At 66.3% G+C, this 18,834-nt stretch carries 21 protein-coding genes; 6 read left to right on the forward strand and 15 right to left on the reverse strand.

The window, feature by feature from the left end; genetic code table 11:
- Positions 1–117: 117 nt before the first annotated feature.
- Together DFR52_RS18560 and DFR52_RS18565 are read left to right on the forward strand one after the other, a co-directional pair.
- Positions 118–780, forward strand: a complete 663-nt coding sequence (locus DFR52_RS18560; RefSeq protein ID WP_245415399.1) for a YdcF family protein — start codon at positions 118–120, stop codon at positions 778–780.
- 101 nt (positions 781–881) lie between these two features.
- Positions 882–1,664, forward strand: a complete 783-nt coding sequence (locus tag DFR52_RS18565; protein WP_110033518.1) for a lysophospholipid acyltransferase family protein — start codon at positions 882–884, stop codon at positions 1,662–1,664.
- A gap of 56 nt (positions 1,665–1,720) precedes the next feature.
- Here the strand turns inward: DFR52_RS18565 and DFR52_RS18570 are convergent, their stop codons facing one another.
- The 10 genes from DFR52_RS18570 to DFR52_RS18615 all read right to left on the reverse strand — a co-directional run bounded on the left by DFR52_RS18570 (position 1,721) and on the right by DFR52_RS18615 (position 10,730).
- A complete protein-coding gene (locus DFR52_RS18570; protein ID WP_170132312.1) occupies positions 1,721–2,257 on the reverse strand; it encodes a gamma-glutamylcyclotransferase in 537 nt (178 codons plus the stop codon).
- A 179-nt stretch (positions 2,258–2,436) separates the two neighbouring features.
- Complete coding sequence (locus DFR52_RS18575; RefSeq protein ID WP_110033519.1) at positions 2,437–2,781, reverse strand: RidA family protein; 345 nt, start codon at positions 2,779–2,781, stop codon at positions 2,437–2,439.
- A gap of 66 nt (positions 2,782–2,847) precedes the next feature.
- Positions 2,848–3,981: an NAD(P)/FAD-dependent oxidoreductase gene (locus tag DFR52_RS18580; protein WP_110033520.1), complete on the reverse strand. Its 1,134-nt coding sequence runs from the start codon at positions 3,979–3,981 to the stop codon at positions 2,848–2,850.
- A complete protein-coding gene (locus DFR52_RS18585) occupies positions 3,978–5,390 on the reverse strand; it encodes an FAD/NAD(P)-dependent oxidoreductase (protein WP_110033521.1) in 1,413 nt (470 codons plus the stop codon). The genes DFR52_RS18580 and DFR52_RS18585 overlap by 4 nt, the downstream gene beginning before the upstream one ends.
- Positions 5,387–5,689 (reverse strand): (2Fe-2S)-binding protein, encoded by a 303-nt coding sequence (locus tag DFR52_RS18590; protein ID WP_110033522.1) that lies wholly within the window; start codon positions 5,687–5,689, stop codon positions 5,387–5,389. Before DFR52_RS18590 ends, DFR52_RS18585 begins: the two co-directional genes overlap by 4 nt.
- Positions 5,661–6,800: an NAD(P)/FAD-dependent oxidoreductase gene (locus DFR52_RS18595; protein ID WP_110033523.1), complete on the reverse strand. Its 1,140-nt coding sequence runs from the start codon at positions 6,798–6,800 to the stop codon at positions 5,661–5,663. The genes DFR52_RS18590 and DFR52_RS18595 overlap by 29 nt, the downstream gene beginning before the upstream one ends.
- Positions 6,797–7,597 (reverse strand): ABC transporter permease, encoded by an 801-nt coding sequence (locus DFR52_RS18600; protein ID WP_110033524.1) that lies wholly within the window; start codon positions 7,595–7,597, stop codon positions 6,797–6,799. The genes DFR52_RS18595 and DFR52_RS18600 overlap by 4 nt, the downstream gene beginning before the upstream one ends.
- Positions 7,594–8,454: an ABC transporter permease gene (locus tag DFR52_RS18605; protein ID WP_110033525.1), complete on the reverse strand. Its 861-nt coding sequence runs from the start codon at positions 8,452–8,454 to the stop codon at positions 7,594–7,596. The genes DFR52_RS18600 and DFR52_RS18605 overlap by 4 nt, the downstream gene beginning before the upstream one ends.
- Positions 8,451–9,512 carry an ABC transporter ATP-binding protein gene (locus DFR52_RS18610; RefSeq protein ID WP_110033526.1) on the reverse strand — a complete coding sequence of 354 codons (1,062 nt, stop codon included), beginning with the start codon at positions 9,510–9,512 and terminating at the stop codon, positions 8,451–8,453. The genes DFR52_RS18605 and DFR52_RS18610 overlap by 4 nt, the downstream gene beginning before the upstream one ends.
- Positions 9,513–9,701: 189 nt before the next feature.
- Positions 9,702–10,730 carry an ABC transporter substrate-binding protein gene (locus DFR52_RS18615; protein ID WP_210205877.1) on the reverse strand — a complete coding sequence of 343 codons (1,029 nt, stop codon included), beginning with the start codon at positions 10,728–10,730 and terminating at the stop codon, positions 9,702–9,704.
- Positions 10,731–10,847: 117 nt separating this feature from the next.
- Between DFR52_RS18615 and DFR52_RS18620 the strand changes: the two genes are divergently transcribed.
- Both DFR52_RS18620 and DFR52_RS18625 read left to right on the forward strand, forming a co-directional pair.
- The gene (locus DFR52_RS18620; protein WP_158285000.1) at positions 10,848–11,768 is read left to right on the forward strand and encodes a LysR substrate-binding domain-containing protein; all 921 of its coding nucleotides are present in this window, start codon (positions 10,848–10,850) and stop codon (positions 11,766–11,768) included.
- Positions 11,769–11,968: 200 nt separating this feature from the next.
- Positions 11,969–12,985 (forward strand): DUF2125 domain-containing protein, encoded by a 1,017-nt coding sequence (locus DFR52_RS18625; RefSeq protein WP_110033529.1) that lies wholly within the window; start codon positions 11,969–11,971, stop codon positions 12,983–12,985.
- An 8-nt stretch (positions 12,986–12,993) separates the two neighbouring features.
- Here DFR52_RS18625 and DFR52_RS18630 read toward each other — a convergent pair whose 3' ends face one another.
- From DFR52_RS18630 to DFR52_RS18640, 3 genes are all read right to left on the reverse strand, one after another.
- Positions 12,994–13,938: a prephenate/arogenate dehydrogenase family protein gene (locus DFR52_RS18630; protein WP_110033530.1), complete on the reverse strand. Its 945-nt coding sequence runs from the start codon at positions 13,936–13,938 to the stop codon at positions 12,994–12,996.
- Entirely contained in the window at positions 13,935–15,041 is a 1,107-nt protein-coding gene (locus DFR52_RS18635) for a pyridoxal phosphate-dependent aminotransferase (RefSeq protein ID WP_110033531.1), read from the reverse strand. The genes DFR52_RS18630 and DFR52_RS18635 overlap by 4 nt, the downstream gene beginning before the upstream one ends.
- Positions 15,042–15,148: 107 nt before the next feature.
- The gene (locus DFR52_RS18640; RefSeq protein WP_110033532.1) at positions 15,149–15,898 is read right to left on the reverse strand and encodes a class I SAM-dependent methyltransferase; all 750 of its coding nucleotides are present in this window, start codon (positions 15,896–15,898) and stop codon (positions 15,149–15,151) included.
- A 97-nt stretch (positions 15,899–15,995) separates the two neighbouring features.
- On the opposite strand from DFR52_RS18640, the gene gloB reads away from it, so the two are divergent.
- Together gloB and DFR52_RS18650 are read left to right on the forward strand one after the other, a co-directional pair.
- On the forward strand, positions 15,996–16,766 hold the full coding sequence (gloB, locus tag DFR52_RS18645) for a hydroxyacylglutathione hydrolase (RefSeq protein ID WP_110033533.1): 771 nt from the start codon (positions 15,996–15,998) through the stop codon (positions 16,764–16,766).
- A 1-nt stretch (position 16,767) separates the two neighbouring features.
- On the forward strand, positions 16,768–17,211 hold the full coding sequence (locus DFR52_RS18650) for a cupin domain-containing protein (protein WP_110033534.1): 444 nt from the start codon (positions 16,768–16,770) through the stop codon (positions 17,209–17,211).
- Here DFR52_RS18650 and DFR52_RS18655 read toward each other — a convergent pair.
- Together DFR52_RS18655 and yddG are read right to left on the reverse strand one after the other, a co-directional pair.
- The gene (locus DFR52_RS18655; RefSeq protein WP_158285001.1) at positions 17,201–17,836 is read right to left on the reverse strand and encodes a lysoplasmalogenase family protein; all 636 of its coding nucleotides are present in this window, start codon (positions 17,834–17,836) and stop codon (positions 17,201–17,203) included. The two genes, DFR52_RS18650 and DFR52_RS18655, sit on opposite strands and share 11 nt — an antisense overlap.
- A 14-nt stretch (positions 17,837–17,850) precedes the next feature.
- On the reverse strand, positions 17,851–18,726 hold the full coding sequence (yddG, locus tag DFR52_RS18660; protein WP_110033536.1) for an aromatic amino acid exporter YddG: 876 nt from the start codon (positions 18,724–18,726) through the stop codon (positions 17,851–17,853).
- Positions 18,727–18,834 lie beyond the last annotated feature (108 nt).

Raw genomic sequence — 18,834 nt, forward strand, 5'->3', positions numbered from 1 at the left:
TGGTCCTTGCCCGATTCTCGGGTTATGGATTGGGCAATGAGGCTCGAGACCGTTCGTGGCACGTCAATGCGAAACGCCCCGCCGCGCACAACCGTCTTGAAACGGTTGCGCCGGATTGTGCATTATGCACTCAAGACTTTGACCCTGCTGCTCATCGGCATCGTCGCGCTTGGCCTGATCGGCTTCTTTCGCTTCACCGACCGGATCGCCACATTGTCGGTGCCGGCCGACACCGGGTCGGTGGAAGCGATCGTCGCATTGACGGGCGGCTACCAGCGCATTGACCAGGCGCTGGAACTGCTGGAAGACGGCATCGGCCAGCGGCTGCTGATCTCAGGCGTCAATCCGGCGACATCCGGGCCCGAATTGCAGCGCGTGACCGGCGCCAACGGGCGAATGTTCGCCTGTTGCGTCGACATCGGCTATGAGGCGCTCGACACCATCGGCAATGCCAACGAGACCGCTCACTGGATCCGCGAGAAGGGCTATCGCAGGGTGCTGGTGGTCACCAACAATTACCACATGCCGCGCAGCCTGCTCGAACTCGCCGAGGCGAGCCCCGACGTCACCTTCCTCGCCTATCCGGTCAGCCTCACCGATCTCAGGACCCAGGAGTGGCTGGGCGATCCGATCGCGCTCAGGACGCTGGTCATCGAATATTTCAAGTACAGCTTCGCGCGGCTGCGCAGCTGGTCCGGCGCCAAGACCGCCGGCACCGGCCTGCGCGCCGACGCGGCCCGGCCCAAGCCCAGGACCGCCTCGGTCATGCTGGCCGAGTGAAAGAATTTCTCCCGCTCCGGTTTTCGCGTCTGCCGTCATGGTGTAACCGGAATGCTTGACGGCTCCGCCCCGGGCGCCGGCAGCGCCAGAACGGGAATTTCATGATCGCCATCCGCTCCATTCTCTTCAACGCAGCCTTCTACCTCAACCTGATCGGCCGCATGGTCGTGCTCAGTCCGGTCTTCTTTCTCTCGAGCCACAGGAAGGCCTGGCGGGTCCCGAAGGACTGGGCGATGTCCAACCACTGGCTGATGGACAAGATCGTCGGCACCACTTTCGAGATCGAGGGCCTGGAGAACATTCCCGCCGGCGCCTACATCTTCGCGCCCAAGCACCAGTCGTTCTGGGACGCCTATGCGCTGCTGCCGTGGCTTGACGATCCGGTCTATATCCTCAAACGCGAGCTGCGCTGGATTCCGCTGTTCGGCCAGTACATCACCAAGATGAACATGGTTCCGGTCAACCGCGGCGCCAAGGGCAAGGTGATGACGGCGGTGATGGAGCGCACCAAGCAGGAAATGCGCAAGGGCCGCCAGCTCATCATCTATCCCGAGGGCACCCGGCGCCCGCCGGGTGCGGCGCCGGACTACAAATACGGCATCGCCAGACTTTACCGGGATCTCGACGTGCCTGTGGTCCCCGTGGTCATGCATCCGGGCCTGTTCTGGCCGCGCCGCAAGTTCCTGCGCTTCCCCGGCCATTTCAAGGTCCGCATCCTGCCGGCGATACCGGCGGGGATCGATCCTGACGTGTTCATGAAGCGCTTGATCGACGAGATGGAGAGCGCCAGCGACGCGCTGCTGGTGGAAACCATCCGCGCCAATCCGCAGCTGCCGCTCCGCGAGGACGCGAAGCGCCGCATGGCCGAGCTGACGGCCCGCTGAGGCCCGCGCGACGGACCAGCGACGGCAGTTGGCAAGGTGTCGTGGCCCAGAGGCCTTCAGTCACTGACGCCGGGCAAGGCGCCCACGATCGCCTCGAGCCGGTGGTCGCGGATACGCAATCCGCGCAGATGGTCGACGGTGTTGCGGACATACGCCTCGTTCGGTCCTGACTGCCCCACCGCGCCCCTGACGGATCTGACCGCATCCTCGGTCGACAGCGGCCCGGAATACTGCACGTGCCTGCGGTCGACCACATAGGCCACCGCCTGCACATCAATGCCCGTTTCCAGCCGGACCCGGTGGCTGGTCTCGAGATACACGCTGGTGACGAGTTCGCGGGCGCGCAGATAGGCCATCACCGCGTCGCGATCCTGGCCGAGCACCCGGAAGGCGAGCCCCCGACAGGAGCCGCCGCGGTCCAGGCCGAGGACCAGGCCAGGCCGTTCCGGCGTGCCGCGATGCACATGCGACCATACGCAAAGCGCGCGATGATAGCCGCGCAGCAGCGCCATGCGGGTCTCGACATGGTCGAAACCCGGCCGCCACATCAGCGAGCCATAGCCGAAAACCCAGAAATCATTCGCATTCATCATCACCCATTTGCCCCAGACACGCGGTCAGGGCAAGGGCGCCTGCGCTCACCGGCTGATGACCCAGCCTGCCATGCGCGCCGAAGGCTGGCGGCCACCGGCAAAGGCAGAAGCTTTCGTGCGGAAGGCGGCGGCCGGGACTGGCCGCCGCCTTCAACGCTGTCTCAGGCCGGGCATCGGCCTCAGCGGACGGCGGACACCACCACCTCGATGAGCACGTTCGGGCCCAGTTCGGCGACTCCGATCGTCGCGCGGGTCGGCAGATGCTCGGCCTCCAGCCATTCGAGCCAGGCTTCGTTCATGCCGTCCTTCTGCGCGAAATCAGTGATGTAGAGCATCGCGGTGACGAGTTTTTCCTTTGACGAGCCGACCTCAGCCAGCAGTTTCTCGATCTTGGCGCAGATCTGCGCGGTCTGGCCCTTCATGTCGAGGCTGAGATCGTCCGCGATCAGGCCGCCGAAATGCAGGATGCCGCCGGCTTCGACGACGCGGTGATTGATGCGCGTGGGGATGTATCGCTGAACCAAGGTATTGTCCTTTCTTGGGGTGGTTTCGGAACAGGCCCGGCCTGCGGTCCAGACGGCAAAGCCGGCTCAAACGGCAAAACGGGCAATGGAAAAGGGTGTGATCGGCGCCTGGGTCGCCCCGGTGGCGATCAGTTCGGCCATCAGTTCGCCGACGCCCGGCCCCATCTGGAAGCCATGCGCCGAGAAGCCAAAGGCATGGTAGAGACCCTCGTGGCGGGCCGAAGGACCGATGACGGGGATGTCGTCGGGCATGCGGCCCTCGACGCCCGACCAGCTGCGCACGATCGAGGCCGAGCGCATGACCGGAAACAGGCTCATCGCCGTTTCGGCCGTCAGCTGCAGCTCGTTGAACAGGATTTCGGATCGGTTTGCATGCCGGTCGGCTCGACCCCGCCGTCCGCCGCCGATGACGACGGTGCCGTTCGGCATCTGCTTGAACGACAGCGGCCTGCCCGCGGCTCCCACCACGGCATCGCAGAAATGCGGAACCCGGTTGGTCACCAGCATCATAGGGGCGATGGCCTCGACCGGCGCGGCTTCGCCGAGCGCGCCTGCGATCGCGCCGGCCCAGGCGCCGGCGGCATTGAGCAGCCTGGGTGCCGCGAACACCCCGTCCGCTGTCTCGACCTGCCAGACTCCGTCGGATCGATGGATGCGGCCGGCCTGGCAATGTTCGTAGAACCGCGCCCCCTTCTCCATGGCCTTGCGCTGGATGGCGAATGTCGTCTTGTAGGGCTGCGCGAAACCATCCTTGAGGCTCGCCAGCCCTCCCACCGCATGATCGGAGATGGCGGGCAGGTGCCGGCGCAGTCCGGCACGGTCGAGAATGATCTCGTGGTCGTAGCCCATCGCCTGAAGCTCGCCGGCGCGCTGCGACAATCCGGCCAGTTCGGCGTCCGTCTCGGCGACCTTGATCTGAGGCGCGATCTGGAAGCCGCAATCGTCATCGAGAAGGTCGGCAATGCCGTACCAGATCTGCATCGAGCGCTGCGAGATCGGAATCTCGGCGTGGTGGCGTCCAAGCCGCCGCACGCCTCCCGCATTGGTGCCCGAGGCGTGGCGGGCCACCGTGTCCTTTTCGAGCACTGCCACCGAGAGCCCGCGCAGGGACGCGAAAAGTGCTGCGGAAGAGCCGTGGATTCCGCCGCCGACGACGACCAGGTCAAAGCCTCGCGTCCCGCTTCGGCCGGCGGGAGTCATGCCGCGGCGTCGCCGCTTGCGGCGCGCGGCGCGTCCTCGTCCGGTGCGTAGGCGGCAAGTTCCGCCAGGGTGATCGGCTTGATCGGCGGACGAATCCGGTAGTAGCCCGTCTCCTCCGGCGTCTCGCCCTTCCGGTCGGCGATGATCTGGGCGACGGCCAATCCGCAGACACGCCCCTGGCATGGTCCCATGCCGGCGCGCAGCATCGATTTGATCTGATTTGGACCCGGTGCGCCAAGGTCGACCACCGAGCGGATTTCGCCAGCCGTTACCTCTTCGCAGCGACAGATCAGGGTGCTGTCGGCCGGCGCGAGGATTTCGGGTGCCGGCGCATAGATCGTCTCCAGCATCGGCCGGACGGACTTGTCGCGGGCAATCCCGGCCTGAAGCCGTCGGATCCGCTCTGTCCCCACGCGCCTGCCCTGGTCTTCCGCGATCAACAATGCGGCAAGCCGGCCCTGCAGCGCCGCAGGTCTGGCGCCATTGATGGCCGCGCCGTCGCCGGCGACATAGATGCTGTCGGCGGAGGTGCGGAACCGCGCGTCGAGCACGGGGTGGAAGCAGGCCTGTGCCGCATCCCAACGGTGCTCCGCGCCCACCAGCCTCGTGATCTGCTGGTTGGGCACCACGCCCTGATGCAGCGCGATGGCATCCGTTTCGATGCGGTGCTGCCTGCCGCCCGAGCTGAACGTGATCGCCTCGGCCTGCGTCGAGCCCTCGATGGCGAGCCCGGTGGCGTTGGCATAGACCGGAACACCGGCCGCCTTCACCCGCGCGATCATCGCCAGGCCCTTGAACAGATACTCGCGCGCCCGCAGCGCGCCTGGAAGATGGCGCAATCCGGCGACAATCCTGCCGCGCGGGAGATTTTCGACGATCGCCGCCGGTCGCGCGCCGGCAGCGATCATCTGCGTGGCCACGAGCCACAGCAGCGGGCCGGCGCCAGCCAGAACGCAGTTGTCCCTGACGATGCCCGAGCTCTTGAGCAGGATCTGCAGCGCTCCGGCCGTGGTCACGCCGGGAAGCGTCCAGCCCGGAATCGGCATCGGCCGTTCCAGCGCGCCGGTGGCCACCAGGATGGCCGAGGGATTCATCTGCTGCGCCCTGCCGCCGCGGCTGAAGTCCACCGATCGGTCCGATCCGATGTTCCAGACCAGCGTGTCTGGCAGATACTCCGCCGCGCTCGAGCGGAAGCTTTCGGTGAGCGAGCGGCCGGCCGCGTAATCCTTGCCGAGTACGGCAAGCCGTTTCGGGCTCGCGGTTTCGATGCCGCGGTAGATCTGGCCGCCGGGGCGCGATTGCTCGTCCATGACGCTCACCGACAGGCCGAGCCCGGCCGCCTCGGTGGCCGCGGCGATTCCCGCCGGCCCGGCGCCGATGACCAGCAGGTCAACCGACCGCGCGCTCACAGCTCCAGCTCCGCACGGCCCTGCTGGCGGCGGACGACAAGCCCCTCGCGCACCTCGCACATGCAGGCCTGCCTGTTGGGTTGGCCGTCGATTTCGACCAGACAGTCGAAACAGGCGCCCATCATGCAGTAGATGCCGCGGGGAGCGCCGGACACCGGCGAATCGCGCAGATCGACGATGCCGGCGGCGGTCAGCGCCGCCGCGACGCTGTCGCCTTCCTGCGCCTGCACCGCCAGGCCCTCGAATTCGAAGCTGATCGTGCGGACTTCTTCAATGCGCCGCGCGCGTGACGGAACCATCTGCGAACCTCCTGGAAGAAAAAACGTCGAGTTCGGAATCGAGCTTGCCGCGCGCCAGCATCGGCGCCAGCGAGAGCGCGTGCGCGCCCGCCAGCGTGACGCCGGAATGGCAGTTGACGGAAAACGCACCGGGATGGCTCTCCGACTCCTGGTAGATCGGACATCCGTCCGGGCTGAGGATGCGCACGGCGCCCCAGCTGCGCACGATGCGGGCACCGGCCAGCGCCGGGAACGATCGCACCGCATCGCGGGCGATCCTGGTCAGCACCGGCGTCTCGCTGTCGGTCGAATAGCCGGTGTCCTCATGGCTGTCGCCGATCATCACCGTGCCCTCCGTCGTCTGGCGCAGCACATGGGTCGGCATCGGCAGCAGCGGCCGGATCCGCTCGGTGACGAGAATTTGGCCTTTTTCCGGAATCAGCGGCACGTTCAGGCCGAGCGACGGTCCAAGCCACTTGTTGCCGTGCCCGGCCGCCAGCACCACCTTGCCGCCGCGAAAGCTGCCCTTGGCGGTCCTGACCACGAAGCCCGATCCGTCGCGCTCGACCGCCTGCGCCTTGGCATCGGAGACGTAGCGTCCGCCCCGCGCAGCCAGTCCGGCGTGCAGCGCGCGCAACAGCTTCAGCGGGCTGGCATGTCCGTCATGGGGCGAATAGCTCCCGGCGATCACATCGGGACCGAGGCCGGGAAAAATCCCGTCGAGCGCCTTCCGGTCCAGCAGCTCGACGCCGTAGCCAAGCGCGCCGTTGACATTGTGCATGCGGTTGATCTGCGCCCGCTTCGCCTCGAGCGCCGCCTCGGACAGCAGGAAATGCAGCCCGCCAGGCTTCTGGTATTCCGGCGAAACGCCGCTTGCCGCTTCCAGCTCGTCGGCAAAGTCGGTCCACAGGTCGGCCGACTGCCGGGTCCAGCGGGCATATTCGGACATGCCGTCGCCCTTCGACTGCACCCAGACCAGGCCGAAGTTGCCGCGGCTGGCGCGCAGCGCCACGTCGCCCTCGTCAATCACCGTTACCCGCTCGCCCAGCCGGGCCAGGCCCCAGGCCAGCGCGGCTCCTACCAGGCCGCCGCCGACCACCAACGTGTCGGCACCGTCATCCGTATCGCTCATTTGGCGCCTTCTCCGATCAAGAGTCTGTCCAGGCCGTAGATCCGGTCGACCAGCAGCATGACCGCCACGGTGAACAGGATGGCCACCGCCGACACCGACGCCACCAGCGGATCCGTGGTCTGCGCAATATGGGAAAACAGCCGGACCGGCAATGTGGTGGTCGAGGGGTTGACGATGAAGATGGTCACCGTGACCTCGTCGAAGCTGGTGATGAACGCCAGGACCCAGCCGCCGATGATCCCCGACAGGATGGATGGCATGGTGATGCGGCGGAAGACGGTCCAGTCGGACGCGCCCAGCGCGACGGCTGCCTTCTCCACCGCCCGGTCCAGCCCGGACAGCGAAGCCAGCACCAGCCGCAGCACGAAGGGGGTGACGATGATGGCGTGACAGACCGCCAGGCCGGAGAATGTGCCGTTGAACCCGATCAGGGTCAGGAACCGGAGAAAGGCAATGCCGAGCACCACTGTCGGCACCATCAGCGGCGACATGAAGAAAGCCAGCAGCGCTTCGCGGCCGTGGAAGCGGCGGCGGTCGATCGCCATGGCCGCCGGCACAGCCACCAGCGTCGCCAGTGTCGCCGAGACCACGCCAAGCTTGAGGCTGTTGATCGCCGCGTCGATGAAGTCCGGATTGTCGAGGATCGCCCGGAACCAGCGCAGCGACAGGCCGCTGGGCGGAAACTCCAGATAGCCGGTCGGCGTCACCGAGACGCCGAGCACGACGATGATTGGCGCCAGCATGAACAGCGCGAACAAGGCCATGAAGCCGATGGCGAACGGACCGTTGCGTCTCATGCGTAGGACCTCCCGAAGCGGGCTTCGACCAGCCTGTTCCAAGCCACCATGACCACCACGATGGAGACCATCAGCAGAATGGCGATGGCAGCGCCGAGCGGCCAGTTGAGCGTGTTCATGAACTCGTCATAGACCGAGGTCGCCACCACCTTCACCCGTCGGCCGCCAAGAATGGCCGGGGTGGCAAAGGCGGAAGCCGACAGGGAGAACACGATCAGCGAGCCCGACAGCACGCCCGGCATGGCCTGCGGCAGGACGATGCGGCGGAAGATGGTGAGCGGCGACGCGCCGAGGCTTTCAGCGGCCGCCTCGGTGGCCGGATCCTGCCTTTGCAGGGCGGCCCAGACCGCCAGCACCATGTAGGGCACCATCACATGCACGAGAGCCAGCACGATGCCGCCCGACGTGTACATCATCTTGATCGGGGCCTCGATCACGCCGAGATCCATCAGGAATGTGTTGATGACGCCGCGGTTGCCGAGAATGATCGCCCAGCCCAGCGTCCGCACCACCACCGAGATCAGCAGCGGCCCGAGGATGATCAGGATCATCACCGACCGGAATCCGGGGCGCATCCTGTTGAGGAAGTAGGAGGCGGGAGCGCCGATCAGAACGCACAGCACGGTTGTGGCCAGCGCGATGGCGAAGGTTCGCCCGAAGATCTCGTAGAAGTACCAGTCGCCGAGCACCTCGGCGTAGCTCGCCAGGCTGACGCTGTCGTCGATGCCGCCATAAAAATCGAAATGGCGGAACGACAGCACCAACGTCATGATCAGCGGCGCCAGCAGGAACGTGGTGAACAGCACCAGCGCCGGCGCCGACAGCGCCCAGTGCCGGTAGTCGGTGCGCGCGCTCATGCCGCCGCCTCCGACGAGGCCAGGATCCGCAGATCCACGCGGCGGAAGGCCAGCCCGACGGTGTCGCCGATGTCGGCCTCGCTGCGCCCGGCGTTGCGACGCAGGACCAGCAGATTGCCCACCGGCGTGGCAACCGTGAGCAACCACTGATTGCCCAGAAAGACCCGCTCGCTTACCTTTCCGGTGAGAACCGCGCCGTCGTCGACGACCTCGATCCGCTCCGGCCTGATGGCGATCTGTACCGGCCCGGCGGCCAGCGGCGTTGCGCCGGCCTGCAGCCTGACGCCGGCGCACTCGACAATGCTGCCGGACGCATCGCCGGACACCAGCGTCGCCGGCAGAGTGTTGCTCTTGCCAATGAAGGAGGACACGAAGGCCGTGTGGGGCGTCTCGTAGACGTCGAAGGGAGCTGCCTCCTGCTGCACCTGGCCTTTCTCGAGCACCACCACCCGGTCCGAAAGCGCCAGAGCCTCGGCCTGGTCATGGGTCACCATCAGCGTGGTTACGCCGGCCTCGCGCTGGATGCGCCGCAGTTCGAGCTGCATTTCCTCGCGCAGCTTGGCATCGAGATTGGAGAGCGGCTCGTCGAGCAGCAGCAGTTCCGGTTCGATGACGAGCGCGCGGGCCAGCGCAACGCGCTGCCGCTGGCCGCCGGACATGGTCCTCGGATAACGATCTGAGAGGTGGCTCAGATGCACCAGGTCCAGCGCGCGCGCCACCCGGATCTTGCGTTCGGCCCCTGGAACCCCGCGCATCTCCAGACCGAAGGAGACATTCTCCGCCGTGGTCATGTGCATGAACAGAGCATAGGACTGGAAGACGATGCCCAGGCCGCGATGACGCGCCGGGACACCGGCCAGGTCGCGTCCGTTGAGCGTGATCTTGCCGGACGTCACATTCTCGAAGCCGGCAATCATCTGCAGGGTGGTGGTCTTGCCGCAGCCCGAAGGGCCAAGCAGCGAAACGAAGCTGCCCTGCTCGACATTGAAGGAGATCCGGTCAACCGCCGTGACCGGGCCGAAGCGCTTCGTCAGCGCATTGAGCTCAAGAAATGCCATCTCATTCACCGCCGTTCAGGTTTCAACAGAGAGGGTGTCGTCATCGGTGCTGCACGGAAGGGCTGCGGTGGCGACGCATGCGCGGCCGACGCGACATTGCCGATCACCTGCATGCTGCGCGGGACAGGGCGGAGCCACAAGGCCGCCGCGGACGGAACTGTCCCGTCGCGGCGACCCTGCGACACGAGATTATTGTTCGACTTCACGGCTCCAGCGCGTCGTCCAGTCCTGGCGTTTGGGGTTGATGACGTCCCAATCCACCGTCACGAGGGTGGAGATCTTCTCGCCGTAGGGAAGCGAGGCGGCCATTTCCGGCGAGAGTTCCGCCTTCTTGTTCACCGGTCCCGAGCCCATGACATCGGCGAGCTTGACCTGGATCTCCGGCTCCAGCAGATAGTCGATGAAGGCCTGCGCCTCTTCCGGCGCGTCGCTCTCGACCACCGGACATGCGGCCAGCATCAGCGCGACGGCGCCTTCCTTCGGATAGATGAAGCCGGCGTTGAAGCCGGTGTCGGCCAGCGACTTGGTGCGGCCCGAACCCCAGACCGAGAGCGCGATCTCGCCCGACTGGAACAGTTCCGACATCCGGCCGGACGATGGCTCGAAAACCAGCACATTCGGGGCGACTTCATCGGCCATGGCCTTGAAACCGGGGTCGATGTCGGCCTCGCCACCGCCGGCGTCGCGTGCCAGCATCACCAGGGCGTGCAGGCCGTAGGTGTTGCTGATCGGCGGCACCACCAGGATCTGGCTGTATTTCGGATCCTTGAGATCCTCCCAGCTCGTGGGCAGGTCCCAGCCCTTCTTCTCGAACCAGTCCTTGCTGTAGGTAAAGCCGGTGGCGACAAAACCGATGCCGATCGAATTCGCGCCCAGATCGGCGATCTCGTAGATGTCGTCCTTGACCGGCGATTTCACGATCGGCGCGCAGAAGCCGAGCGCGTCGGCCTGGTACATCGGGCCGTCGTCGAGAATCACGACATCCAGCTCCTGGGCGCCCTTCTGTGCCTGCAGGCGGGCGAGATTCTCCGTCGAGTTGCCGGCAACGAAGGCGATCTTGACGTCATGCGCCTTCTCGAACTCCGGAATGATCAGCTCCTTCATCAGCGTCTCGAAGGAGCCGCCATAGCCGCCGACGGTCAGCGTCTTGGTCTGGGCGTGGGCAGCGGAGGCCAGAAAGCACATGGCTGTTGCGGCAAGCAGGATGTTTCTCTTCAGTTTCATCGCTCGTTCCCCTTTTTGTGATGGCGACTGGACCCCGAGTTTCCGGCGTAGATCGGCTTTGGGCAAATGAAATTGGTTACATACCCTATAACCTTGGGTTATACTGAATTCATGGCAAGAGCGAACATCCGTCAGATCGAGGCCTTCAATGCGGTGATGAAGGGCGGCTCCGTCACCAAGGCGGCAGAAGCGCTGTTCGTCAGCCAGCCCGCCGTCAGCAAGATGGTCCAGTCCTTCGAGCAGTCCTGCGGCTTCAAGCTGTTCACCCGAACCCAGGGACGACTGCTGCCGACCTCTGAGGCGCGTCGCCTGTTCGCCGAGACCGAGACATTCATGACCGGCGTCGAGCGGATCGAGAACACTGCCCGGGCAATCCGCATTTCCGAGCGCGGCGACATTTCCGTCGTCGCCTATCCGGGCCTGAGCCTGAGGCTGCTGCCGCGCTACGCGGCGCGCTTTCTCTCCACCAGGCCGGACGTGGGACTGACGATCCTGACCCGCAATTCCATCGATGTCGCCAACTCGATGCTGGCGAGCGCCGCCGATTTCGGCATCTCGCTCACTCCGACCCGGGAGGCCGGCATCGTCTGCAGGCCGCTTCGCGACATCCAGATGGTCTGCGCGCTGCCGGTCGGTCATCCGCTCGCCGCAAGCCCGATCATCGATCTGCGCGACCTGCGTGGCGAGCCGCTCATCAGCCTGGGCCAGGACGATCGCTCGCGTCTGATCCTGGACGACGCCTTCGCGCGTGCCGGCGTCAAGTTCGAGCGCCGCATCGACGTGCAGATGGCGGACACCGCCTGCATGCTGGTCAGCGAAGGGCTGGGCATCGCCTTCGTCTCGTCTCTGACCACCATCGGCTGGGAACACCACGACATCGTCTTTCGGCCGCTGCGACAGCCGATCAGTGCGTCGATGTGGCTTTACAGCTCTGCCTGGGAACCGATGTCGACGCTGGCGCGGCTGCTGCTCGAGGCCATCGAGGACGGGATCTCGACGATCGAGGCGACATTCGAGCCGGCGGCCGGCTGACGTGCGGCGGCCATGTCCGCTCCGTTCCACGCTCGCCCCCACCGCATCGGCGGTCCGAATGGCATTTGGGCGTATCCTGAGGGCGTTCATCGTCTTTCGGTCACAAAATGCAGGCATCCCGCATCTGACCGCGCTGTCGCTGCTGCATCAGCCGGTACGCGCCCGTCAGACCGTATGGCCCTGCAGCACCGGAGAAGCCGATGACGAATTCGAACCAGACGCCCCACGCACCGAAATCGGGCGCCCGCAAATTCGTCTGGCTCGGGGGCGCCATCATCGTCGCCTGCCTGCTGTGGACCGCGGGCTGGTTCTACGCCGCGGGACAGATGCAGACCCATCTGCCTGCCCTTTTGCAGCTGGCCGCGCGCAATGGCGTCGTGACCGATTGCGGCAACGCCGATGTGCGCGGCTATCCGTTCCGGATCGGCCTGTTCTGCGACCAGACCAGGATCGAGATCCCGTCGCGGCAGATCACCGTGACCTCGTCCGCGTTCCGCTCGGCGGCGCAGATCTACCGCCCCGGCCACGTGATTTCGGAGATCGATGGCCCGCTCACCGTGACCGACGCCGGCGGAGTATCGGCGAAACTCGATTGGCAGGCGTTGCAGACCAGTTCCGTCGTCGGCTTGAACGGCCTCGACCGGGCGTCGCTCAATGGACGGCTGTTGTCCATGGGCCTCGACAGTCCCGACCTGCCGTCCAGGCTGGCTCTGACCGCCGACAGTTTCGAATTTCACGTCCGGCAACGCGATGAGGATGCCGACATTGCCGGCTCGGCCAGCCAGGTCAGCGCCCGCTTCGGCCCCGAGGTCGATGTCCGGTCGCTGAGCTATGACCTCACGCTCGTTGGCGGAGCCGCATGGCTTGCCGGCCAGGGCAATGAGCCGGACTCGCTGCGCGGATCGACGGTGCAGATCCGCGATGCCACGCTCAATCTCTCGGACTCATCCGCTCTGACCGTGAACGGACAGGTGGATGTGGGCGCGGACGGGCTGTTGTCGGGGTCCCTGAAGGTCACGATCAAGGGCATGGCCGAGATCTCGCGCGTGGTCGCCGTCTTCGCATCGGATCTGGCCGATCAGGCCGACGCGCTGGCGCCGGTGCTCAATGCGCTCGACAGCGAGACGGGCGACAATGCCATCACCCTGCCGCTGACCCTGAGCCGCGGGCAGGCCTCGATGGGGTTCATACCGCTGGGCAGGATCCCGGCCCTCTGAGCCGCCGCTCAGTCGGGCTTGGCACTGTCCGTCGGCGCCTGGACATTGCGACCGAAGTTGGGCACGGCCACGTCCTGTCCGGCTTCGATGATCGACCGCCGCACATGCCGCGTCCGGGTGAAAAGCTCGAACAGCTTGTCGCCGTCGCCCCATCGGATCATGCGCTGCAGCGACGCCAGGTCCTCGGAGAACCGGGCCAGCATTTCCAGGATCGCGTCCTTGTTGTGCAGGCAGACATCGCGCCACATGGTCGGATCCGACGCCGCCAGGCGGGTGAAGTCGCGGAATCCGGAGGCGGAGTATTTGATCACCTCGGACTCGGTGACCATTTCCAGATCATCCGCGGTGCCGACAATGTTGTAGGCGATGATGTGCGGCAGATGCGAGACGATCGCCAGCACCATGTCGTGGTGCTCCGGGTCCATCTGGTCGACGCGCGAGCCGCAGGCCTCCCAGAAGCGGGTCAGCCTCGCCACCGCGTCAGGATCGGCATCCGGCAGCGGCGTCAGGATGCACCAGCGGCCGGCGAAGAGCTCGGCAAACCCCGCCTCGGGACCCGACTGCTCGGTTCCGGCGATCGGATGGCCCGGGATGAACTGCACATGCGAGGGCATGTGCGGCTGCATCTGCCGGATCACCGACGCCTTGGTCGAGCCCACATCGGTGACCGTGGAGCCCGGCTTGAGCGCCGCGGCGATGTCTTCCGCCACCTGCCCGGAGGCGCCGACGGGCACCGAGACGATCACCAGATCCGCGTCGCGCACGGCTTCCGCATTGTCCGTCGTGTAGTGGTCGCCCAGATCCAGCGCCTTGGCGGCGGCCAGTGTATGTCCGCTGCGGCTCGCAATCGTGATGCTGCCGGCCAGGCCCGCCTTGCGGATCATGCGCGCCAGCGACGACCCGATCAGGCCGATGCCGATCAGCGCGATTTTGTCGTAATGCACCTGGGTCATGACGTGACGGCCATGAAGCCTCTGAGCGCCTCGAGCGTTCCGAGATTGGCCTCCTCGCTGCCGATGGTCATGCGCAGCGCATTGGGCAGGCCGTAGCCGGTCAAGCGCCGGAGCACGAAGCCGCGCGCCACCAGATAGGCGTCTGCGTCGGCCGCCGTCTTGCCCGGAGCATCGGGGAAATGCATCAGCACGAAATTGCCCACCGAAGGCGTCACCTCTAGACCGAGCGCGGTCAGGCCTTCGCTGACCCTGGCCAGCCATTTGTCATTGTGGTCGATGGCCGCATCCACATGGGCGCGGTCGCCTATGGCGGCGGCGCCGGCGACGATCGCCATGGCGTTGACGTTGAACGGCCCGCGGATGCGATTGACGGCGTCGATGACGGCCTCCGGCGCATACATCCAGCCGATCCGCAGCCCGGCCAGTCCATGAATTTTCGAGAAGGTCCGGGTCATCACCACGTTGGAGTTGCCGGAGACCAGCTCGATGCCGGCTTCATAGTCGTTGCGGCGGACATATTCGGCATAGGCGGCGTCGATCACCAGAAGCACATGCCTGGGCAGGCCGGCCTGCAGGCGGCGCACTTCGCTGACCGGCAGATAGGTGCCCGTCGGATTGTTCGGATTGGCAAGGAAGACGATTCGCGTCTTCTCCGTCACCGCAGCCAGCATCGCATCGACGTCGGCGGTGAAGTCTGTTTCCCTGACAACCACCGGGGTGGCGCCCGCGGCCATGATCTGGATCCTGTAGACCAGGAAGCCATGCTCCGTGAAGATGCCCTCGTCGCCGGGGCTCAGATAGGTCTGGCACAGCAGGCCCAGCAGTTCGTCGGAACCGTTCGAGCACAGGATGTTGCCGGGGTTCAGCCCGTGCGCCCTAGCGATGGCATCCCTGAGCTTGTGCGCTGCCCCGTCGGGATAAAGTTCCAGCCGGCCCGCCACGTCGGCGATCGCCGCTGCGACCGCAGGACTGGCGCCCAGCGGCGTCTCGTTGGATGACAGCTTGTAGACCTTTTCCACCCCGGGCGCGGATTCGCGGCCGGGCACATAGGCGGCGATGTCCATGACGCCGGGTTTCGGTCGGGGCATGTCTGGGCTGCTCATGACGGCTGACTTTCCATTGCGAGAACTGGCCGTTGCAAGGCTGGCCATTGCGAGAATTGGATGGGGCGGAAATATCCCGTCCTGCCCTGCTTGTCGAGTGCCGGGACTCAGTGCGGCGGGGCGTGGGGCAGGACCCTGGTCGTCTGCGGCGACAGCACCGGCACGAACACCCGCCGCGAGGCCCGGGCCGCCACCGGCAGGCCCTGGTAGAGGCGTTTCTGCGCCTCCACGATGATGACGCCGGAAAACACCGGCCACAACCTGCGGCCCAGCCGTTCGAAGACCGAGCGCATCCTCTGGACCAGCGCGACCTCCGAGGGCGGGAAGAACAGCGCTTCCGCAAACGAGCCGGGGGTGAAGTTGGTCTCGCGCAGCAGCCGGACCATCTGGCCCCGGGAATAGGGCCGTCCGGCGCCGAACGGCGTGTGCTCGAACCGCGCCCAGACACCGCGGCGGTTGGGCGCCACGATCACCAGCCGTCCGCCGGGCGCCAGCACGCGCCACATTTCCTTCAGCGTCTCGCGCGGATTCTCGGCGAATTCGAGCGAATGCACCATCAGGATCCGATCGATGGCGGCATCCGGCAGCGGCAGTTCCTCGTCAAACACCAGCACCGTCGCGGAGGGCTCGGCCATCGGCCAGTTCACCGCCCCCTGCCCCGCCGGCATGAAGGCAAATGTCCGCTCCGCGTCGGGCCTGAACCGGTCGAGATAGGGAACGGCGTAGCCGATGCCGAGAAGCCGCTCTCCGGGCAGCCGCGCCCAGACGCTGGACAGCGCCATGGTTATGGAGTGAACGGCGAGGCCGCCGAGCCGCGAATGATAAAACTGTCTGAGATCGACGATGTCTGCGTTCATCCGTTGAAGCTAGCTACGCCGTTCCCCACATGCAATGGGTTCCTATCCCCGGCGGATGGGATTACCGTATTGCAAATCATGTCTGGAGGACTGGCGATTGACTGGCCTGATGATCGAACAATTCACCTGCCGACAGGACAACTTCGGTGTCCTGGTCCATGATCCGATGACCGGCGAGACCGCCTCGATTGATGCCCCCGACGCCCGCGTGATCGAGGACAGGCTGGCGCAATGCGGCTGGAACCTCACCCACATTTTCGTCACGCATCATCATGGCGACCACGTTGAGGGCATCGCCGCGCTGAAGCATGCCCACCACGCCCGTGTCATCGGCCCGGCGGCGGAGGCGGCGAAGATTGCCGATCTCGACGAAACCTGCGGCGATGGCGATACGTTCGAATTTGCCGGCCGCCAGGTCCGCGTCATTTCCACGCCGGGCCACACGCTGGGCCACATCTGCTTCTACATTGCCGATGACCGGCTGCTGTTTGCCGGCGACACCCTTTTCGCGCTCGGCTGCGGGCGTCTCTTCGAGGGCACGGCAGCCGACATGTCCGGTTCTCTGCAGAAGCTCGCCGCACTGCCCGACGACACCACCACCTATTGCGGCCACGAATACACCCTGTCCAACGCCCGGTTCGCCGTCAGCGTCGACCCGGACAATCAGGCGCTCGCCGAGCGTCTCGACCACATCGTCGAACTGCGCGGCAAGGGAATTGCCACCCTGCCCACCGCCATCGGCTACGAGAAGCGCACCAACCCCTTCCTCCGCGCCGGCGATCCCGGCATCCGCAGGCAACTGGGCATGGAGAGCGCCTCCGACCAGGAGGTCTTCGCCGAGCTTCGCCGGCGCAAGGACAGTTTCTAGAATGGCGGCGGAGCTGCGAGCGGCGGCGGTCATCGATCTGCTGGGACTGCAGCGCCATCCCGAAGGCGGCTGGTATCTCGAAACATTCCGCGATCCCCTGGGCGGCGACCGGGGCCATTCCACCGCGATCTATTATCTCCTGGCCGAAGGGGAGCGGTCGCATTGGCACAGGGTCCTTGACGCTGCCGAGATCTGGCACTGGCATGCCGGCGCGCCGCTCCAACTCGAAGTCTCCACCGATGGCCGCCCCAGCACCGTCCACCGCCTGGGCAGCGATCTCGTCTCCGGCGAGCGACCGCAATGCATCGTTCCCGCCGGCTTCTGGCAGTCGGCCCACTCCCTCGGCGCCTGGACGCTCGTCGGCTGCACGGTGGCGCCGGGATTCGAGTTCGCAGCTTTCGAGATGGCGGCGCCCGGCTGGCAGCCGGAAACGGTCAGCCGGTGACGATGCCGAAGCCGATCGCCGCCTGTCCGAGATAATACAGCAGCCAGACGCCAGGCGCCGTGAGGCGGCGGGCCGGGCTCTGCGGGGGCAGCACGAATTTCTCCAGGCCGAGCAGGGTGTCCGACGCCATGAACATGACTGCGCCGGCCAGCGTCCAGCCGCCGGGCAGCACCGATGTCATGCCCATGGCCGCAATGGCCGCGGCGTAGACGGCGACCGGCACCCGCAGGGCGCCGGCATGGCGCACCAGCACCACGCCCGCGACGAGGGCGGCAAGCAGGATAAGGGCCATCACGGCGAGCTCGGAACCTTCCGGTGCCCCGTGAGCCCGGCCGCCGAACAGCCAGGCATAGGCGAGGTGGGCAAGCAGGAAACTGGCGAGCCCCGCGATGAAACGGCGGTCGCCCTCTCGCGCCAGCAACGCATCGCCCACGGCCGACAGCACCAGCGCCGCGGCCAGCCAGGGCGGACCGCCCGACGCCAGCGCCGCCAGCGCCAGGCATCCGACGGCGGCGGTCTTGATCACCGTGCGGGGCATGGACTCCGGCTTTCCGAGCATCCACAGATAGGCCAGCGCGGCGGCCACCGATCCTGCCAGGCACAGCCAGATGAGCGGGGAACCCATTGCGACGGCCGGCGTCATGCCGAAAGCTTCCGGCGCATGATGAGGTTCTTGGCTGCCAGCGCCGCGCCGCCGGTGATCAGCACGCAGGCAAGCAGGATCGACAGGCTCGGCTCGCCGTAGCCGAAGGCGATCAGCACCAGCGTCGACAGCAGCGGCGCCGAATAGCTCAGCGCGCCGAGCACCTGGATGTCGCCCTTCTTCATGCCGATGTCCCAGGTGTAGAAGGCCGCGCCCACCGGGCCCAGTCCAAGCCCGATCACAGCGAGCCACTCGGTGGGGGTGCCGGGCCAGACGGTGGTCTCGAGCGTCAGATGCGCCAGCGCCGCCAGCACGGCGGATGCCGCGCAGAAGCCGGTGACGACATCGGTGGGCACCGTGCCGAAGCGGCGGGACATGAGCGAGTAGGACGACCAGGTCAGGGCGCACAACATGGCGGCGCCGTAGCCGAGCAGCGGATCGCCGATGATGCGCGCGTCGGCGCCGGCGCCCGCGAGAATCAGCACCGTGCCCGCCAGCCCCATCAGCGCGCCGGCCACATGGTGCCAGCCGAGCCGCTCTCCGGGCAACAGTGCCGAGCCGACAACGATCAGCAACGGCCACAGATAGGCGATAAGCCCGGCCTGCACGGCAGGCGCATTTCGCAGCGCCGTGAAATAGAAGAAGTGATAGCCGAACAGTCCGGCAATGCCGACCAGCCACACCGGCCAGGGCTGGCGCAGCCCGTCGAGCCGCGCCGGATCACGGATCAGCGCGGCCACGCCGATCAGCGTGCCGATCGCAAAACAGATGGCGGCCAGCTGAAACGGCGGCACGGTGCCGGACGCCGCCGTCAGCAGCGCCAGCAGCGACCACATCAGGATCGCCGAAAAACCGATCAATGTCGACAGCATGAGATCCCAACCCCGTTTCGCCGGCGCAGGCTAGTGCGTGTCGGCATCAATGGGAATGGCCCCGCGCAGGAAACCGCCACCGCATGGCCGGCGGCAAGGTCGCGCCCG

This window comes from Hoeflea marina, assembly GCF_003182275.1.
Taxonomy (GTDB): Bacteria; Pseudomonadota; Alphaproteobacteria; order Rhizobiales; family Rhizobiaceae; genus Hoeflea; species Hoeflea marina.

Coding starts and splice junctions, on each gene's coding strand:
- DFR52_RS18565 (WP_110033518.1), top strand. CDS start 882: ATGATCGCCATCCGCTCCATTCTCTTCAACGCAGCCTTCTACCTCAAC.
- DFR52_RS18570 (WP_170132312.1), bottom strand. CDS start 2,257: ATGATGAATGCGAATGATTTCTGGGTTTTCGGCTATGGCTCGCTGATG.
- DFR52_RS18580 (WP_110033520.1), bottom strand. CDS start 3,981: ATGACTCCCGCCGGCCGAAGCGGGACGCGAGGCTTTGACCTGGTCGTC.
- DFR52_RS18590 (WP_110033522.1), bottom strand. CDS start 5,689: ATGGTTCCGTCACGCGCGCGGCGCATTGAAGAAGTCCGCACGATCAGC.
- DFR52_RS18595 (WP_110033523.1), bottom strand. CDS start 6,800: ATGAGCGATACGGATGACGGTGCCGACACGTTGGTGGTCGGCGGCGGC.
- DFR52_RS18600 (WP_110033524.1), bottom strand. CDS start 7,597: ATGAGACGCAACGGTCCGTTCGCCATCGGCTTCATGGCCTTGTTCGCG.
- DFR52_RS18605 (WP_110033525.1), bottom strand. CDS start 8,454: ATGAGCGCGCGCACCGACTACCGGCACTGGGCGCTGTCGGCGCCGGCG.
- DFR52_RS18610 (WP_110033526.1), bottom strand. CDS start 9,512: ATGGCATTTCTTGAGCTCAATGCGCTGACGAAGCGCTTCGGCCCGGTC.
- DFR52_RS18620 (WP_158285000.1), top strand. CDS start 10,848: ATGGCAAGAGCGAACATCCGTCAGATCGAGGCCTTCAATGCGGTGATG.
- DFR52_RS18625 (WP_110033529.1), top strand. CDS start 11,969: ATGACGAATTCGAACCAGACGCCCCACGCACCGAAATCGGGCGCCCGC.
- DFR52_RS18630 (WP_110033530.1), bottom strand. CDS start 13,938: ATGACCCAGGTGCATTACGACAAAATCGCGCTGATCGGCATCGGCCTG.
- DFR52_RS18635 (WP_110033531.1), bottom strand. CDS start 15,041: ATGAGCAGCCCAGACATGCCCCGACCGAAACCCGGCGTCATGGACATC.
- DFR52_RS18640 (WP_110033532.1), bottom strand. CDS start 15,898: ATGAACGCAGACATCGTCGATCTCAGACAGTTTTATCATTCGCGGCTC.
- DFR52_RS18650 (WP_110033534.1), top strand. CDS start 16,768: ATGGCGGCGGAGCTGCGAGCGGCGGCGGTCATCGATCTGCTGGGACTG.
- DFR52_RS18655 (WP_158285001.1), bottom strand. CDS start 17,836: ATGGGTTCCCCGCTCATCTGGCTGTGCCTGGCAGGATCGGTGGCCGCC.
- yddG (WP_110033536.1), bottom strand. CDS start 18,726: ATGCTGTCGACATTGATCGGTTTTTCGGCGATCCTGATGTGGTCGCTG.